Origin of the sequence: Roseburia sp. AM59-24XD (assembly GCF_003478445.1) — a bacterium.
GTDB lineage: Bacteria > Bacillota > Clostridia > Lachnospirales > Lachnospiraceae > Jutongia.
This window is the reverse complement of the sequence record NZ_QUET01000003.1, coordinates 28603-46178: the sequence shown is the minus strand read 5'-3', so window position 1 is coordinate 46178 and position 17576 is coordinate 28603. Positions and strand designations below refer to the sequence as shown.

Annotated in this window: 18 protein-coding genes; 1 reads left to right on the top strand and 17 read right to left on the bottom strand. The window is 45.9% G+C overall.

The genetic code is table 11. The features are described 5' to 3' along the window. Positions 1-10: 10 nt before the first annotated feature. From DXA20_RS16560 to DXA20_RS01795, 17 genes are all read right to left on the bottom strand, one after another. Positions 11-298 carry a hypothetical protein gene (locus tag DXA20_RS16560; protein ID WP_243100491.1) on the bottom strand — a complete coding sequence of 96 codons (288 nt, stop codon included), beginning with the start codon at positions 296-298 and terminating at the stop codon, positions 11-13. Next, positions 273-1226, bottom strand: coding sequence for a hypothetical protein (locus DXA20_RS01870; protein WP_118559076.1), 954 nt, complete (start codon positions 1224-1226; stop codon positions 273-275). Before DXA20_RS01870 ends, DXA20_RS16560 begins: the two co-directional genes overlap by 26 nt. Positions 1227-1269: 43 nt before the next feature. Beyond that, positions 1270-2442: an ATP-binding protein gene (locus DXA20_RS01865; RefSeq protein ID WP_118559075.1), complete on the bottom strand. Its 1173-nt coding sequence runs from the start codon at positions 2440-2442 to the stop codon at positions 1270-1272. A 73-nt stretch (positions 2443-2515) separates the two neighbouring features. After that, positions 2516-2881, bottom strand: coding sequence for a hypothetical protein (locus DXA20_RS01860; RefSeq protein WP_118559074.1), 366 nt, complete (start codon positions 2879-2881; stop codon positions 2516-2518). Positions 2882-3009: 128 nt separating this feature from the next. Continuing rightward, positions 3010-4707 carry an extracellular solute-binding protein gene (locus DXA20_RS01855; RefSeq protein ID WP_243100490.1) on the bottom strand — a complete coding sequence of 566 codons (1698 nt, stop codon included), beginning with the start codon at positions 4705-4707 and terminating at the stop codon, positions 3010-3012. Between the two features lie 214 nt (positions 4708-4921). Further along, a complete protein-coding gene (locus DXA20_RS17360) occupies positions 4922-5140 on the bottom strand; it encodes a type II toxin-antitoxin system HicB family antitoxin (protein WP_330420564.1) in 219 nt (72 codons plus the stop codon). 43 nt (positions 5141-5183) lie between these two features. Further along, positions 5184-5354, bottom strand: coding sequence for a type II toxin-antitoxin system HicA family toxin (locus DXA20_RS01845; RefSeq protein WP_118559072.1), 171 nt, complete (start codon positions 5352-5354; stop codon positions 5184-5186). A gap of 209 nt (positions 5355-5563) precedes the next feature. Continuing rightward, on the bottom strand, positions 5564-6424 hold the full coding sequence (locus tag DXA20_RS01840) for a sugar ABC transporter permease (protein ID WP_022305506.1): 861 nt from the start codon (positions 6422-6424) through the stop codon (positions 5564-5566). Then, positions 6424-7797: a carbohydrate ABC transporter permease gene (locus tag DXA20_RS01835; protein WP_118559071.1), complete on the bottom strand. Its 1374-nt coding sequence runs from the start codon at positions 7795-7797 to the stop codon at positions 6424-6426. Before DXA20_RS01835 ends, DXA20_RS01840 begins: the two co-directional genes overlap by 1 nt. Before the next feature lie 78 nt (positions 7798-7875). Further along, positions 7876-9177: an extracellular solute-binding protein gene (locus DXA20_RS01830; protein WP_118559070.1), complete on the bottom strand. Its 1302-nt coding sequence runs from the start codon at positions 9175-9177 to the stop codon at positions 7876-7878. 143 nt (positions 9178-9320) lie between these two features. Next, positions 9321-9833 carry an ATP-binding cassette domain-containing protein gene (locus DXA20_RS17045; RefSeq protein WP_279222342.1) on the bottom strand — a complete coding sequence of 171 codons (513 nt, stop codon included), beginning with the start codon at positions 9831-9833 and terminating at the stop codon, positions 9321-9323. Positions 9834-9835: 2 nt separating this feature from the next. Next, on the bottom strand, positions 9836-10186 hold the full coding sequence (locus tag DXA20_RS17040; protein WP_118559068.1) for an ATP-binding cassette domain-containing protein: 351 nt from the start codon (positions 10184-10186) through the stop codon (positions 9836-9838). Positions 10187-10205: 19 nt separating this feature from the next. Continuing rightward, positions 10206-10820 carry a hypothetical protein gene (locus DXA20_RS01815; RefSeq protein ID WP_118559067.1) on the bottom strand — a complete coding sequence of 205 codons (615 nt, stop codon included), beginning with the start codon at positions 10818-10820 and terminating at the stop codon, positions 10206-10208. After that, positions 10799-11425, bottom strand: coding sequence for a hypothetical protein (locus tag DXA20_RS01810; RefSeq protein ID WP_147403666.1), 627 nt, complete (start codon positions 11423-11425; stop codon positions 10799-10801). The genes DXA20_RS01815 and DXA20_RS01810 overlap by 22 nt, the downstream gene beginning before the upstream one ends. Positions 11426-11433: 8 nt before the next feature. Further along, positions 11434-12324 carry a hypothetical protein gene (locus DXA20_RS01805; protein ID WP_118559065.1) on the bottom strand — a complete coding sequence of 297 codons (891 nt, stop codon included), beginning with the start codon at positions 12322-12324 and terminating at the stop codon, positions 11434-11436. Positions 12325-12337: 13 nt separating this feature from the next. After that, positions 12338-15043: a hypothetical protein gene (locus DXA20_RS01800; RefSeq protein WP_118559064.1), complete on the bottom strand. Its 2706-nt coding sequence runs from the start codon at positions 15041-15043 to the stop codon at positions 12338-12340. 177 nt (positions 15044-15220) lie between these two features. Beyond that, positions 15221-15715 (bottom strand): hypothetical protein, encoded by a 495-nt coding sequence (locus DXA20_RS01795; protein WP_118559063.1) that lies wholly within the window; start codon positions 15713-15715, stop codon positions 15221-15223. 357 nt (positions 15716-16072) lie between these two features. On the opposite strand from DXA20_RS01795, the gene DXA20_RS01790 reads away from it, so the two are divergent. Continuing rightward, on the top strand, positions 16073-17554 hold the full coding sequence (locus DXA20_RS01790; protein WP_118559062.1) for an AAA family ATPase: 1482 nt from the start codon (positions 16073-16075) through the stop codon (positions 17552-17554). The last annotated feature ends 22 nt before the right edge of the window (positions 17555-17576 follow it).

Here is a 17576-nt window from a genome sequence, read left to right as displayed (position 1 = left end):
ATACAGTTCATTACACAGGAGGTATAATAGAATATTCATTGCCAAAGCTCTGGCAGACCGGCGCTCCCTCATAGATCAGCCTTCCCTCCTTGGCGGCAACGATCAGCATCGGATGCTCCTCCTGACCTGCAATATCCTGTCTTTTCCGACAGAAAACGTCCTTATAATGGTGGATCGGTATCTGCACTGCCTCCGGAAATTTTTGGAGAATTTCGCATGTTCTCGGATACTCTGCCACCGCCTCCTCCACATATATATGGGAAAATGCTTTATTATAATAATCTCTTTTTAAGCTCATCAAAACGCTTCTTCCCCTCTCTGCGGTCCCGGCAGGGAAGCTCTCCGTCCGCTCTCATCTGCTCTAACAGACTGTTATGATCAATACCTGCAAGTGTCCAATATCTGACACACTGAATGACCGCCAGACGCATTGTCTGCGAACAGTGAAGCTCCTCACAAAGTCTCTCTGTCTGCCGGCTGCATTCTGTCTCCCATTCCTTATTCCTCCGGTTCTGCGCTATGATCTGTCCGATATTTGATACATAGTCTTTGATCGCATCCAGTGCGTTTTCCACCGCCTGTTCTAATGTCTGCGGAGTTATCCTCTGGTCGGTTCCATGATCGGAAATCACCTTAATAAAGCTCATCTGATGTGGTCCCAGCCAGTATGAGCCTGCCTGATAGATTGCGGCACCCTCCATATCGTGAAGCACAACGGCTTCCCGGTTTGCCGCACGCTCTCTGCTTTGTGACAACAGATCTCCGTCCGCGACAGACTCTGCTGTGTCTCCGTCAACGGCAGACTCCGCTTTCTGTCTCAACGCTTCTGAATCTTCTGTCCCCCTCCATACGACCGGCTCTGTGATGAGCTGTGCCTCTGCAAACGCATGATGATACAGCATATCCGGATAATAAGTGTGTCCCGTATTTCGGTCAGTGAGCTTATGACACAGATATGCTTTGCCGGACATCTCGTCCGTACCAACTTCCCCGGCACACGTTCCGATATTGATCAGATGATCCTCGTTTGCTGCCCTATATCTGCCAAACACAGCCGCTGTCGCAGATGCCGCAGCGCACATTCCTGTTCCACTGATCACAAGCCGGATAGATGTGTCCGCATTTTCGTACACATCAAACGGAAGCCCGTCCTGCACTCTTTTCAGCGAAAATACACGGATCAGTGGCTTCGCTTCCGGGTACAACGCAGTAAATAAATAGATCAACGTTAAGACTCCTTATCTTAAATATTGCACATAACTTACATTTCTAAGATTGCTTATCATCGTAAGTTTCCAGAAAATGATGCTTCACGCCATCCTTTTTATAGGCGATTATCGTACTGAGATTTACATTCTCCACACTCTTAAAGATATTGCCCTCGACAAAAGGATTTGTTTTCTTCAGTTCACGAATGAGTTTTTTGATCTCCAGCCTCTTGGAATTGCTCTGTCCATCCTTATCGCAGGAAGAGCAGGTATCCGTGAATTTGCATGCACACTGAATGAAATGAAGTCCATTCGCATCACGCCACGCCTTAATATCGTCCTCACGGATCAGATAAAGCGGACGGATCAGCTCCATTCCCTCGAAATTAGAGCTGTGAAGCTTTGGCATCATCGTTTGCATCTGCGCTCCGTAAAGCATTCCCATCAGAATCGTTTCGATCACATCATCATAATGATGTCCCAGCGCAATCTTGTTGCAGCCAAGCTCTTTTGCCTTGCTGTACAGATAGCCGCGGCGCATTCTCGCACAGAGATAACACGGTGATTTCTCCACATGAAATACCGCCTCAAATATATTTGACTCAAAAATTGTAATCGGTATATTCAGTCTCCTGGCATTATTCTCGATCACCTTGCGATTCTCCGGACTGTATCCCGGATCCATCACCAGAAATACAACCTCAAACGGGAACTTGTGATGACGCTTCAGCTCCTGAAAAAGCTTCGCCATCAGCATGGAGTCCTTGCCGCCGGAAATGCAGACCGCAATCTTATCGCCCTCCTTCACCAGCTCATAATCATTGATTGCTTTGGTGAACCGGCACCAGATCTTTTTCTTGAAACGTTTGCGGATGCTCTGTTCTACCTCCAGGTAAAACGGCGTCTCCTCCTTCTCATCCTTTTCATTCTCTTCTTCCATCGTACCCATCAGCCATGCCAGATATCCGCCCTTCAGGCTGTATACCATATGCCCCTTCTCCTGCAGAAATCCCGCAGCCTCGAGACTTGTCTCGCCCTTTTTGCAATAGAGCACCGTCTTCCTGCCATCCTCCGGCGGCACCCAGCCGTCTGATATCTGCTGCTCCGGCACATGCTCTGCCCCCGGCAGATGTCCATAGGAAAATGACATTTCATCCCGGACGTCCACCAGACGATACTCGTCCGGACGCCATTTGCGCAATTCCTGTAATGTAATCTCTATATTCTCCATCATCTCTGTAACCTATGCCTTTCCTAACCATATCCCAGCACACTATACCGCAACATGTGCATTTTTTCAATACTGATCACATTCTCCCTCGGAGTGTCTCAATCTGCTGCCGGAGTTCATTGCATCTGTGCCTGTTCTCCTTAATCTGTTCCATCTTCTCCCGCCGCCTTTTGTCGCGACGGTATTCCAGCACAAGAAGTACTGCGAAAACAATCACGATCGGAATATAAGCCACATCCGTGATTTCAACAAAAAATCCCATCCAGTTTTTCATAAATTCCAGAGCAAGAAACCAGCCAACTAACAGCAGATACAGACCATATTTCTGCATGAGCGAACGTTCTCCCAAACTCGTCTGCAGTTCAGCATTCGCCCGCTGATAATTGTAGATCTGCCGCTCCAGCACTAAGATTGCCTCTGTATTTTTATTTTCCGTCTGCACTGTAATTCTCCCTCCTGCAGTCATTCCCACCACTGCTTAGTTCCACAACATCCTTTTGCGGTCATTCTTATATCGCCGTCCTCTTCCATGATATTCCTTCCGCAGGTCTTTTGTACTTTGCAGCTTCATCATTTCCCCTTAAGCTCCTGTGCGACCTCCCCACGGATCTTCTCGCCACCCTGGCGGTTCCATTCCTTTACAAACTCATCGAAATACGACAACGGCTTCTGTCCGGTAACAATCTCAAGATATGCTTTCTTTTCCAGTTCTTCAAGCCGCCACCAGTTGCTCTTCATCGTCTTCGTCTCTCCAAAGAACAGCGACTTCACTTGTCTGGTCTGTCCCTTTCTAAGGACAGAGCATGCCGTCATTCGAGATGCATATGCCGCCCAGTCCTCCCAGGATTTCTGTGCGGAAGTATCCTTCTTCCGGTCAATATATTTACTGCAGGAAATATAATACGCTCCCTCCAGAAGTCCCAGATCTTCAAGCTTTTTCCTGCCCTGGATCGCATCCTTCAAGGAATCATAGCACCGCATCAGGGCATCCTTGTAATCCACATTGATTGCCAGAGGACGTGCCGTCGGATCTACATTATCCTGATAATAACGTTCCATTTCACGGACATCTTCTTCGTCATATCTCAGATCATCAAAAAGCACACTGACAATCTTCATAACGATCTCCGGATGCTTGTACCCCTTGCGGACCACTACATACTTATCGTTTGGATTCTGTGAGGCAAAGGAGGTCCGACCATCCTTGTCCGTCTGGATCAGATACGGCTGCCACTCCGCATTCGGATTCTCCTGCATTGCAGACATCAGCGGATTATTCGGCGACCACCACGGCCCAAAAAAGGATCCACATCTGCCCGACACGATCAGCTCAATAATATTACTGCTCTCCCGCATCAGAAAATTATTGTCTAATGTTCCCTGCTGATACATTTGCCGCAGCTTTCCAAGCGCCGCCTTCGCCTCATTTTGCACGGATCCATACACAACTTCACCGTCCTTGTTGTAGATCCACTGCTTTGGAAATGCCCCGAAGCTTGCAAAAATAATATCGTTCTGATACTCATAGCTGTAACCGCAGCCACCGGTCAGCTCATCGTCACAGACAAGCCCCACCGTCTCTCCTTTTCCATTGCCACCCGGATCCTTCTGTACGAATTCATGGACAATGTTCTCCACATCCTCCACCGTCTCCGGCGCAGCCAGATCCAGCTTGTCCATCCAGTCCTTGCGCAGCCAGCAAAGGCTTGGTCCATCGTCAATATTTGTCTCCGGCAATGCCATCAGCTTACCGTTGAACGTTACATTATCCAGAATCTCACTGCCATAGCTGTTATAAATATCCTTGATCCTGCTGCTGGTACAATCCTCATACACCTGTGTCAGATCCTCAATCAAACCATTGTCCACCAGAAGCTGCAGCATATCCATATCATTGACCACCATCACATCCGGCAGTTCCCTGGATGCGATCGTCATCGACACGGTTTCCTGATAATTATCGTTTTCGCCCGCCTCAAAGACATCCTTATTCTGAATATTCAGCTGTTTCTTCAGATATCTGGTATAACCATTATCCTCGTAGGTATCCCCCTTCGGCAAATTGGAATTGTTCATTCCGGTCATTTTCCCGAGCGTATATATGACCTCCTCCGGGTACCTTCCAAACGGTGTTGTCTCTGCGGTCTTCCATTCCTGTGTATGTTCCGCCGTATCTGTCTTCTCGGTCTGCTGTTTATTGCAGCCGGTCAGAACAAGGCAGCCCGCCAGAGACAACGCCATCATCCTCTTTAATATATTTTTTATCACTATCTTGAAACTCCTAACTTCGCCATAAGTGCTTCCTGCAAAACCTTAGATACATTTAAATGAGACTTTTCAGCCTCCTGATTTAACCAATTCGGAAGGGTCACATTTCGCCTTACCGCTTTATTGTCCAATCTGTTTCGATACACAACCAGATCCACATCTACCAGTGAAAGAATACTCTTCCCTTCTTCTGAAAATGTTCCTTTGGAAATATCTATTTCAGACATAACAGAAGGTTGTTTAACTTTCTTCCCCTCATCCTCCGCAGTGTACAGCTTAGACCTATCGCATCTCTCGCCATCATCATTGCATCAGCCATAGTGCCTTTAGGTTTTCCCTCTTCATTAGCCTCTGTCAATATTCCAAGATCCGGTACCTCAATCAAAATATTTGTATCAACATCTGTAAAAATCACTGGATATGTCACCTTCATATTATCAACCTCCAATAATAATTTATATACTAAGATAATATTCTTATAATCCCCACTTTTTCAATATTGCTTTTGCCAACCGCTCATTAAGTTCTCGGTGTCTCGGAATTTTTTCTTCATCGTCACCTCTTTGATATATATCATGGTTTCTACCATGACGTACAAACTCAAACCCTGCGCTTTCCAGCTTTTTCACTAAATCTCTTTGCTTCATTCACATTCCTCCTCCCTATCTGCTTATATTATACACACTCTTTACACATCGGTCAATTATTAAATGTGTATTATTTACACATTATTTTAATATTAAAACACGATATTACATTTCCCATCATATGGAAATCTGCAATATCGTGTTCATTCATAGAGGCTGTTTATGTTATCATAGTAGTCTTTCCGCAGCTCCGGAAATTCTCTTTACATTTACCCCTTCACCGCTCCGGTCAGTCCGTCTGTGTAACAACGCTGCATAAACAGGAACAATACAGCAATTGGGATGGATACACAAACCGCACCGGCGGCAAACCGGGTATACCACTGGTAAATGTTTTCCTTTTCCAGCATGTTCCAAAGTCCGATCGCCACGGTGTAATACTTGGCATCCGTACCGATGATGACCTTCGCCAGCACGAAGTCGATCCATGGAGCGATAAACGAGGTCAGCACCGTATACACAATAATGGACTTTGATAATGGGATCGTGATCCGCCGGAACACATTCCATTTCGTGGCTCCGTCAATATACGCTGCCTCATCGATGCTGCGCGGGATCGTATCGAAAAATCCCTTCGCCACATAGAACTGCAGGATACCGGAGCCTCCGGCATACACAAGCACAAGCGATACAAGCTTTAAGACGCCCTGCGTCATGCCGATTCCCTTCAAAATATAGTAAATTGCGATCATTGCCATAAATCCCGGAAACATTCCAAGAACCAATGCCACATTCAGGAGGAGCTTTCTGGACTTAAAGCGGAGCCTTGAAGTCACATAAGCAATTGATACAATGAAAAACGTAGACAAAATACAGGAAAAGATCGCAACCACCAGCGTATTCAAAAACCACTGTGGAAAATTAAATACATCTGTGTCCGTAAAAAGGGACACATAGTTATTGAGTGTCAGCTTATCCGGAAAGAAAGTGCTGGAGTAGGAGCCCTTTCCTGCCCGGAAGGATGTCATGATCACCCAGAACAGAGGAAAAATCCAGATCAATGCCAGAATGGTCAGACACGCATGCACTATAAAATTCGTAAATTTCTTTCGAATGCGGTACTTATTCATTATTGGAATCCCTCCTCATTCTTTAATGCCCCTGTCTTGTGGTACGCCCACAGGGAGAATACAGCCGACAGTATAAATACCATGATCGAGATAACCGCAGCATAATTGTAATCCTTAAAGTCCATGGTCAGCTTATACAGCCAGGTCACTAAAAGATCGGTCTTACCGGCGGTTCCGTTGTTGTAGCTTAGTGCTGCCGGAGCACCCTTTGTCAACAGATAAATGACATTAAAGTTATTGATGTTTCCGATAAACTGTGTGATCAGGTATGGCGTTGTCACAAACAGCATATACGGAAGTGTGATCTTGAAAAACTGGACCACCGCATTGGCACCATCCACTCTGGCAGCCTCATAAAGATCCGCCGGAATATTCTGAAGGATACCGGTCACCTGAAGCATTGTATACGGAACACCGACCCACAGGTTTACCACAATGATCGTAATTCTTGCCCAGGTAACGTCGGTCCAGAAAGGAAGACTTTTCTGGATCAGCCCAAGCTGTTTGAGAAGAACATTGATCGAGCCCTCCGGCTGCAGCATGGTTCTAATGACCAGAAGTGATACAAACTGAGGAATTGCAATGGACAATACAAAGATAAATCTCCACATACTCTTCCACTTTGTGTCTTGACGATTGATCACAATGGCGAGGATCATTCCCAGTATGTAATTCAAAAATGTTGCAAAAACCGCCCAGACGATCGTCCAGCCAAGCACATGCCAGAATGCTGTTCCAAGTCCGCTGGAGCTGTCTAAAAGTTTTCCAAAGTTGCTGAAACCAACCCAGTCAAATAATTTTCCGGGTGGCTGATGATTTCTGTCGTAATTTGTAAATGCGATCGACGCCATAAATACAAGCGGAAGTATTGTAAACGCAATAATACAGACGATTGGTCCGGCAAGCAGTGTCTTATGCAGGTTCTGATCAAGCAGAGCCGCCAGATCCTGGCGAAAATTCGGAACTGCTTTGCCTTCCTGCTGTAAAAGCTGTGCCTGATATGCCGATTTCAGAGAGGATCTCCACAAAAGCACAAATGCGATGACTGCAATGATCGCCAAAATTCCATAAAGCAGTATCAACATGGAATTATCACCGGAAGTATACTCATACACCTGTGCCGCTTCATTAAATACTTCCCCGCCTTCATTAGTGCCAAGCGTCGTAAGACCGCCAAGCAGTCCAACTCCACTCACAACCATAAAGGCAATAAACAGAATCTCTGCTGCCAGATATAACAGACCCTTGACGATCTGCTTTCTGCATATATTGCCGGCCCCCATGATAACCGCACTGAGACGGGTAAATATATCCCCATGCCTCAGTGCATTTTTCACGGAAATGACCTTTGCATGATCCATCATATTTGCCATAGGACATTTCTCCTTTATCCCTTACTAATCCTCCGGCCGCTTTTTACTGCAGCACGGATATTACCGGAAATGTAATCTTTACAGACCGTTGCTCAGGATACCCTTTACCATTTCCTTTGTCTTCTTCTCTGCATTTGCCTCTGTTACATCGCCCTGAACGATTTCTTTACCCATCGTCTCTGCCGGTGTCCAGTAGCTTCCCATCTCAGAGAGAAGTGGCTGTACAACTGCCGCATTGGCAATCTCATTTGCCTGTGCCTTGATCACAATATCCTTTGTTACAGCAGAATCAGCTGCAAGTGTTTTATTGATCGGAGCAATTCCTCTTGATTCAAAACGGATCTTCTGACACTCTTCGCCTGCAAGGTAACGTGCAAGTGCAACTGCCACATCCTGATTCTCGCATTTCGGGTTCACACCAATTGCCTTACTTCCGGCGAAGGACTTCATCTGACCTTCCTGTCCGTTAATTGTCACAGTTGGAAGCTGTACAGCTGCAAAATTCTTTCCAAGTGCTTCCTTAATTGCCTTTGCATCCCAGGAACCACTACAGTATGCTCCCAGCTTGCCGTCCTTAAATTTCGCAATACTGCTTCCGTCCTTCTCACAGGAGAACTTCTTGTTCTTTGCAAGATTTACCATGTACTTTGTTGCTGCCACACCGGCGTCGCTGTCCCAGTCGCAGCCTGCAGATGCGTCAGTTCCGTCTCCGAAGAGTGTGCCGCCTGCAGCATAGTAGAACGCTTCAATGTACCAGCTGTTGTCCAGTGGGAATGCAAAGTTTGTAACGCCATTTCCAAGATCCTTGGACATCATCTTATCGAGAGATTTTACCTCGTCCTCGCTGAACTTGCTCTTGTCATAGTACATGAACCATGTATTTGATGTGTACGGAATTCCGTACACACTGCCATCATATATTACGGAGTCGATCATTGCCTTTTCGTTGTTCTCGTTGATCTCATCAACTGTCGTTCCTCCAAGCTTTGAAAGAGCACCTGCTTCAACTAATGTTGGAATCTGGTCATTTGCGTACATATAAACATCCGCTGCCGCATCCACATCCTTTGTCACAACGTCCTTGGCATCTCCCTCGGAGCATACGCCATACTCAAATGTAATATTCCACTCCGGATGCTCTTCATTAAAGGAATCACACATTGCCTTCAGGATACCATCTTTGTAGCCCTTCATTTTTGCCTGATCCTCCTGCGGTCCCCATACCGTCAGTTTCACATCCTTTGTCTCTGTCTTGGCACTGCTTCCGGCATCAGCCGAGCTTGCCTTGTCTCCTGTTGAAGATGTTTTACCACACCCGGTAAAAACCGATGTAACCATTGCTGTTGTCAGCAATAACGCACATAATTTTTTCGCTCTCATAACGAATTCCTCCTCATTCTTTTTCCATGCAGCAGGTTCATTCCTGCTGTATTTATGTGATAAATTCATTATAAAAGCTGGCAAGTTTTGGGTAAATATAAGGTATTTTAGAAACATACAAGATTTTCGTGTTATATGTTGTTTTATGAATTCATGACATGATACATATACACGTCTTCCAGATCAATACTGTCCTTGACCGGCAAAGCCTCCTCCGGCAGTTCATCCCCCACGATGCGCACACGAAGTCCCTCCCGTCTCTGATAAACATTTCCGACACAGTATTTTGTCTGAAGCTGCTCCAGATCCTCCAGCTTACACGGCAGCTCGCCCACCTTTCCCTGCATGCCGTCGATCAGCTCCATCGGCGTCCCCGTTTTACAGATCCTTCCGTCCCGGATCATGATCACATCCTTCGCAATACATTCAATATCGCTCACAACATGCGTGGCAAAAAGCACGATCATTTTCTGCGCCACCGTGGCAATATAATTCCGGATATTGATACGCTCACTTGGATCCAGTCCCGCCGTCGGCTCATCAAGGATCAGAATGCGAGGCTCTCCCAGAAGTGCCTGCGCCAGCAGAACACGCTGCTTCATACCGCCGGAAAAGCCACCCACCTTTTTGCGGCGGACCTCCCACAAATTTACCACCTTCAAAAGCTCCGCAATCTGCTCCCTCGCCCGGCAGGTGCGATCCCCTTGACTGCCGCCATATATTTTAAGAACTCCTCCGCCGTATAATTATCATACAGTCTCTGCTGCTGTGGCATATATCCGAGAAGCTCCCTGTACTTTGCTCCCAGCGACGTGATCTCATAATCGTTGTACAGAACCTCCCCCTTGTCCCGCTCAATGCTGTCCGTCAATATATTGATCAGCGTGCTTTTGCCCGCTCCGTTCGGTCCAAGCAGTGCATGCACGCCCGCATCCAGCGTAAGACTCACATCGTCCAGTGCTGTTTTATCTCCAAACCGTTTTGTCAGATGAGATATCCTGATCTCCATATGCTTACACACCTTTCCTCTAAAATATATTTCCCAGAAGCAGCGGATTTAACAAAATATAACGCAGAATCTGCACTCCACTCAGATACAAAACCAGCGGCACTGCAAATACAGCAGCCGAATATACCATTGTCATGATAAAGCTTTTGGCGCGCCGGCAGATCAGATAAATGCAGACCATCAACAGCAAAAGACCAATGTAACGCATCGCCAAGATCAAGATCAGATAATCCGCCACCGTCAGTCCCGACAGCTTCATCGGAATATGGGACATGCAGGCAACCGAGCAGTTCCAGCCCTTCGTCCCGAATGCACTTAATATACGATAAAGTTCGCTGCCGTACACCATTGCGAAGATCACAGTAACAAGTCCGGCGCCGATCCACAGCTTCGCACTTCGCAGATCCTTCCTCCCGAGAGGTGTCGTTTTCAGCAGCCGCATCATTCCCGTGTTATACTCGATCGAATAGATGCCTGCCACCGCCAGGATCACCATAAGCACACTCTCCAGCGCCAGCAGTGCATCCCGTTTCCATGCCTCCTCATAACCGGTCAGCTGCTCATAGCCTCTCTCATAATAAAGACCGCCGCCCGGTATGCTGTAGCTGTAGTTTAAATGACTGAGCAGTGACATAAATCCTTTCGTCTTATTTCGTTCCTTGGTGTATCCATACTCGATCCGTGACCGAACCGCCTCGAGGAGGACTGATGCTTTTCATCGTGAATCTTTTTGTCCATCTCAAGCCGTTCCTGCTGCCATTCCCGGATCTTTGCCGCCGATGCCTTTGTATACGGTCCGGACACCTGATCGACATATTGCTTATAATAGACATCCGAGTCGTCATTATACAGCATGGTAACCGGCTTATAATTCCACAGAATCAAAACCGCAAATCCTGCGACAAACAGAAGCATATGTTGATAATGCAGTATCTTTTTTGTTTCCCCGTAAAATAAACGATAACTGCGAATCTTTCTCTGCCGTTTCCCCTTTGGCAGAATGCGATGTCCGGCACGGGACGTGATCTTCTGCTCACTAAAGATTAACACGGTTGCCGCAAGCAAGAGTGCTCCCGCGATCACACAGACAACAATACTGACGGTAATATAACTGACCGGAAAACCGTACAGACCAATATTCCGATATACTGCCATCATATCCCCCGTATGCAGAAATCCCATGATATTAACATACTTAAAAACCGACAGCCAGCTGTTCTCCGGTATCCCCCAATACAACACACTGCTTATCCCAAGGACCCCTGCAAAGCTGACAAACAGCTTCTGTGTGTTCCGCAGACCGTCATCAGAAACAGGATCACAAGCATCACCAGAAAATACGCCAGAAGTTTGAGTCCCAAAAACAGGACAATGCTCTGTCCAAGCTCCGCCTTCACGCCGGTGCCGATAAAGCCGCTTACGGACTGCAAACATGCATGCAGATCCCCCAATCCGTAAAGTCTCCACGCCACCAGTATATTTTCCAGATATAAGAGCAAAAGCACCTCCGCCGTGAACATCATCAGCGCCACTGCCTTTTGAAGGATAAATGGTCCTCTTCCCCGTTTCATTGTGCGGATAAAGACATATTCTCCCCGCTCCTTCTCCTGCATAAAGCTGATTGCTGCCGCCGCAAAAAGGACCATCAGCCCGGCGATATCCGTTTGAAAGAACAGAAAGATAATATGCCAGCCTCTGGAAGGCACAACCGCCAGCGTTTTCCCCCGAAACCTGCGCAGCTTCTCCATTACCTTTGCGGCGTCCTTCCTGTCATATTTGCTGGTCTTTCGAAATGCGTCAAACACTTCACTTTGCGAATAGTCCTGCTCTCTCGCATCCAGATAATCATCATAGCTGCCGGCATGGGAAGTCTCATCCTGCAGTTCACTGTAACCAATGCGACGCAGATAATCCACATTCTGGTTATTCGACTTTTTCTCCAGATAACGCTTTGCCTTTTCCGGCTGCATATTCTTTATCTCACGGTACACACTGCGATAGCAGGATACGGTTGCCTCCGTCCATCTATCACGACCGTATTCACTCCGCAGGATCAGGAACAGATTTAACAAAAGTCCCGCCACCACAAATGCAGCTACCGTTCTTTTTTTCCACAGCTTTTTATGTTCTCTCCACATACCGGACGACTCCTTACTTCCATGCGTTGATCTGTTTTGCGACCTCAGAACAGAACTTATTTATCTTCCGCATCGAAATTCTGCCCATCAGACCGTCATACTCATCATCAAAGTTCTTCGCCTGCCAGATATCTTCCCCCTTCTGCAGTGCCGGTATATATACCTCAAGGTCGCCCTCATATCCGTCCGTATCCGGCTGGAAGCCAATCAGCGGAGATGCCGCAGCATTGTAGGACTGCAGATATTTCTTACGATGTGTCGCAGACTCCACATCCGTGTCAAGTTGTGTCGCTGCGATCTGATTTCCAAAATCCGTTCTTCTCCAGATCACACTTAATGCATAATCCTTTGAATAATCACAGACTACATTATTTTTCACCTGATAATTTCCCTTCCGGATATCATACAGCATCAGATCCGCGATCGTCTGATCCGTGTATGCCAGCATCAGAAATGTCTCTGCCTGATCCTTGCAGTTAGACGCAGCCGCCACACCGGTAGACATATTACAATTTGAAAATACAATGTGCTTTGGACGTACCACATAAGCCGACTGCTTCTTTATTTCCTCACTGCATGGACCGTATCCGATCGTTACCAGCCAGTCTCCCTTTTTCAGTGCCGTCTCTATTTTCTTAACATTCTTATTCGTATTTTCCTGATCGTAAAGTTTGTTTTTTTCTGAGAGCCATCCCTTCTTATACCATTCATTAAATGTCTGATATACGGCACGAACACTCTTATCTTCATACCACAGGGAAGGCTTTTTGCTGTTGCGGTTCAGCGCAAGACCGAGGCAGTAATCACTGTCCGTAAAATCGGACAGGTTTCCTCCCGCCAAATTGGATTGCAGGATCACCGGATATTTCACGCTCTTTACATTTGCATTGGTAAGGATCTTTCCGACCTTTTCCAGCGTATCTGCATCGCCGGCTGATGCTTTATTTTTCAATTTATTGCTGTAAGCAATATAGATTCCTTCATAAGTCTGATTCGAATTTGGGACAGAATAAATCTCGCGGTTAACCTCAACCTTTTTCCAGTCAAGCTTGCTAAACTGTGCCTTCAGCTTCTTTCCATCGGCCGACAAAAACGAGGTCAATGGTTCAAAATAACCGGACTTCAATGTTGCTGCCGCCTGATTATCCGTTGCATGGTTTGCCGGTGCCTGCAGAATATCAATCTCCGGATGCTGCTTTGCAATATTGTCAATATCCGAATCCTGTACATTTGTGAAAGCAACCTTAAAATCATACCCCTTTTTCTTTAAATAACTGTTGATCTCCTTAACGGCTTCATCCGATGGCAGATTATTATCATTCACACCCCAGATCACCGTATCGTCCGGATCAATATTTTCTTTATTCTGATCTGCTGCCGCCTCTTCCTTTGATTTCTCCGGGAACTGATATTTTCCCTTTTCCAGCTCCTTGATTGGAATCGCACAGCGTTCCATATGATCATCGCTCCAGAATAGATCCCCATAAATATAATCTCCTGCAACACCCTGCGGATGACAGTCTACAGCCGGAGACGCAATACACGTCTTCTTCGTTGTTTTTCTGTCATAACGATACCAGTCATACTTTTCCCTCTTTTTATTCCATACCACATAAAAAATGCTGTTTTCTGTTGTTACAACTCCCCGATATCCACTGTCACATTCCCTGTGCTTTTCCGTTGCAGGAGAACTGTAGATATGATAACTGTCGCCAGTCGGCAGATTCGTTGCAAGCAAATTTCCGGAATAATCCTGATCATAACACCAGTTTCCGTAAAACGTATTACTGTGATTGCCATCCTGCGGAATGATAGTGTACAGCGATACATCCGACAAAGAAAAATCGCCCCGCATCAAATGCGAATGTTTACTCATATACTTGATCCGGTTTTTATCCGTCATTTTATTATATTTCTTTGGATCAAATCCTGAATCATAGTAAGTATAGTATGCCCATACCCTTTCTGTTCCCATAGACATTGTAGAAATGGTCGGACATGCATTTTTTCCTAACATGCCATCCTCCGAAGATCCTTCCTTCAGATAAATACACTGATAGCTCCAGTCGTTCATATTGATAACATACAGACCGCTCTTCTGGTCAAAGGATCCATATTCAACATATTTTCCCTTTTTGGTATAACGGCCATACTCTATAAATCCGACCACCATATGCATGCCATCGCACAGCATCCCCTGAATGATCATTCCTGTATTTTCTTTTCCCTTGAGAGACAAAATCTTTTTCTGATTGCCACCCGTCAGATCCTGTTTCCAGATTTCCATCGGCGTATTTTCTCCCAGTGGATCCGCCGGTATGTAATAAAGTCTCTCTCCACTCGGAACAAATGCTGCGACATGGTTAAAATCAGCCTCACAGCCGGATGGTTTCATGCTGTCCATTTTATGCTCGCAGTTTGTCTTTGTACATACGATCGACTCCTTACCGCTTGCCGCATCCAGATAATACAGAGCACCGTTATCCGAGCTGTAATACATACCACAACTTCCGTACGCCTCTCCCATAATATAAGTCGACAGCCCACTAAAACTGTGCTGACTTTCCGACGAATCGTTTTCTTTCCCTGTACCGGTCTGTTTCGTGGACCGCTTTGTCCGACGATCCGGCATATTCTGCACCACAACTGCCCCCAGCAGAAATACAAGGCACAGAACAACCGCTGCTATAATTCCCTTTTTCACGTTCGATCTTTTCATGAAATCCCTCCTCTGATATATTCAACGAAACATTTCATATATCAATTTATCGTAATTTCATGATAGCATGGAATCGCCGGCAAAGGGATTAAGAATTCCTTACGTTTTGAAAGGCTTTCCGCCGTAAAAATATTCAGAACGTTTTTGGAATGGCTTTTTGCCACAAAATATTCAGATTTATTTCGAAGGTTTTTGTAACAGATTTTCTTTTGCTTTTTCCTGATATTCTTCCGGATAATCCCACGAACTTCCATTATTTTTAAATACAAAATAAGGTTTTCCCGCAACATACTTATAATGATCCAGAGACTTTTTCTCTGCCTTTGTAAATCCACTGGTCTGCACGAGAAAGCTGCGGTTCAGAAAATGGACACCAACCCATCTTCCCTGATCCACGGAAACAAATGTCCACAAAACAGTTTTATAAGTATCCGATACATCCTTGGTGTCTGACAGCTTCTGCGGTCTGCCGGTATAGCTTACTCCGGAAAGTTCCTCGCTTTTCTTGGAACCCGGAAGCCCCACATAACAATGACCTTTTTCCATAAATATCATCTCTCCACCCGGATAACTGAGCGTATAACAAAATCCCTTCATTGTCAGTCCATTCGCTGCGATCAAAGCAACACAGACAACAATTACACCAATCAAAATCTTCTGCCATTTTTTCATAAAAACACCTGTCCCTTTCAATGCACCCACATGTTCAAAACCATAAAAACAAATTTACGTGCAAAAGTCTGTTTCCGCACGAACCCCATATATATTTCATATTTAGTTTGAGTTTAACATTTCCGTCTTTTTCTAACAATCAAATATATTGCGAATTTAGTTCTTTTTATTGCGAATATCATTTTTTCTATGAATTGTATTTATGGTGTGTAATTCAAAATTAGCAGTTGCTAATTTTTTCATTTCATCCTATAATTTTGATGCAGGATTGCGAAGATCACATAGCAGTCCATGGCATCAGCTTAGGGACAGATACCTTTGCCCCTACATCACAATATAGAAAAGAGAGGTTACGAGATGCCTGTTTTTGATTTTAACCAAGAAAAGAAAGATGCCGTAAAGGCAGAGAAGACATACGAGTTGGTATACTCCAGCGAAAGAGTGCCGGATGCTTCCCATCCGATTATGCTTTTGGACAATGGAGAGGAGAAGCTCTCACATCATGCTTCCGGTATGTTTACCGCTCCCACCAAGGGAACCGCATTTGTCTGTGACGATGAGAAGACATCACATGACATTCTTCAGATCGATGCACGTTTTGAGAAGTTGGTCAAATGGCTCGGTGAGAATCATATCATGGTGAAGCTTTCCGGTGCCGGCACCGATAAGGGCTATGCCGTTTATAAAATTTACGAAACCGGCGTGGCAATGAGAGGAACAAAGCTTTCCGGCGAGAATGGATTCCTGCAGTTTATGATCGAGCGCCTTTTGCAGAGTGATGCTCCGTCCAAGGAGGTTGTTGATTTCGATCAGATCGAGGATTCGGATGATATGAAGCTGACAAGCATCCAGAGCATCACCGATTATCTGATGTGCGCAGGAAGCACACTGCCAGACAATATCCGTCTCTGGGCGAGACGTAATCTTGCCGTAGCCAAGTCTACCGAGGTGACACCGGAGGAACGACGCCACGCACAGCGCGCACTTTCGATCATGTTAAATATCCAATGGAAGAATACGGATTTCCAGCCGATCGATCCGGTCGAGGCTAGAAGAATCCTGGATGAAGAGTTGTACGGACTTGACAACGTAAAGCAGCGTATCATTGAAACGATCATTCAGATCAACCGTACCCATACACTGCCGGCATACGGTATCCTTCTGATCGGTCCTGCCGGTACCGGTAAATCCCAGATTGCCTATGCCGTGGCAAAGATCCTGAAAATGTCCTGGACGACACTGGAGATGAGTTCGATCAACGATCCGGAGCAGCTTACCGGAAGCTCCCGAATTTACGCAAATGCAAAGCCCGGTCTGATCATGGAAGCATTTGCGAATGCAGAAAGCTCCAACCTCTTGTTTATCATTAACGAGCTTGACAAGGCATCTGCCGGCAAAGGCAATGGAAATCCGGCGGACGTACTGCTGACTCTTTTGGACAATCTCGGATTTACGGACAATTACATCGAATGTAATATTCCGACAACAGGTGTTTATCCGATTGCAACCGCCAACGACAAGGATGCGATCAGCGCACCTTTAATGTCACGTTTTGCCGTGATCGAGCTGCCGGACTACAGCCTGGAAGAGAAGCGTGTGATCTTCACACGTTTTGCAATGCCAAAGGTATTAAAGAGAATCGGACTTCGCAGCGAGGAGATCGTGATCACCGATGAGGCATTAGATGAAGTAATGGAGATTTTCAAGGATACCTCCGGCATCCGCGATATCGAGCAGGCGGCAGAACACATTGCTGCAAACGCACTGTACCGTATCGAGGCAGAGAAGATGGTCTGCGTCACCTATACGGCGGAAATGATCCGCGAGCTTTTAAAGTAAAAAATTACAGCTCAGATTTTTA

What these genes read in the sequence shown, in the direction of transcription:
- DXA20_RS16560 (WP_243100491.1), bottom strand. Translation starts at nt 298, where the DNA reads ATGAGCTTAAAAAGAGATTATTATAATAAAGCATTTTCCCATATATAT.
- DXA20_RS01865 (WP_118559075.1), bottom strand. Translation starts at nt 2,442, where the DNA reads ATGATGGAGAATATAGAGATTACATTACAGGAATTGCGCAAATGGCGT.
- DXA20_RS17360 (WP_330420564.1), bottom strand. Translation starts at nt 5,140, where the DNA reads ATGAAGGTGACATATCCAGTGATTTTTACAGATGTTGATACAAATATT.
- DXA20_RS01845 (WP_118559072.1), bottom strand. Translation starts at nt 5,354, where the DNA reads ATGAAGCAAAGAGATTTAGTGAAAAAGCTGGAAAGCGCAGGGTTTGAG.
- DXA20_RS01840 (WP_022305506.1), bottom strand. Translation starts at nt 6,424, where the DNA reads ATGAATAAGTACCGCATTCGAAAGAAATTTACGAATTTTATAGTGCAT.
- DXA20_RS01835 (WP_118559071.1), bottom strand. Translation starts at nt 7,797, where the DNA reads ATGGCAAATATGATGGATCATGCAAAGGTCATTTCCGTGAAAAATGCA.
- DXA20_RS01830 (WP_118559070.1), bottom strand. Translation starts at nt 9,177, where the DNA reads ATGAGAGCGAAAAAATTATGTGCGTTATTGCTGACAACAGCAATGGTT.
- DXA20_RS17040 (WP_118559068.1), bottom strand. Translation starts at nt 10,186, where the DNA reads ATGGAGATCAGGATATCTCATCTGACAAAACGGTTTGGAGATAAAACA.
- DXA20_RS01815 (WP_118559067.1), bottom strand. Translation starts at nt 10,820, where the DNA reads ATGTCACTGCTCAGTCATTTAAACTACAGCTACAGCATACCGGGCGGC.
- DXA20_RS01805 (WP_118559065.1), bottom strand. Translation starts at nt 12,324, where the DNA reads ATGTGGAGAGAACATAAAAAGCTGTGGAAAAAAAGAACGGTAGCTGCA.
- DXA20_RS01800 (WP_118559064.1), bottom strand. Translation starts at nt 15,043, where the DNA reads ATGAAAAGATCGAACGTGAAAAAGGGAATTATAGCAGCGGTTGTTCTG.
- DXA20_RS01795 (WP_118559063.1), bottom strand. Translation starts at nt 15,715, where the DNA reads ATGAAAAAATGGCAGAAGATTTTGATTGGTGTAATTGTTGTCTGTGTT.
- DXA20_RS01790 (WP_118559062.1), top strand. Translation starts at nt 16,073, where the DNA reads ATGCCTGTTTTTGATTTTAACCAAGAAAAGAAAGATGCCGTAAAGGCA.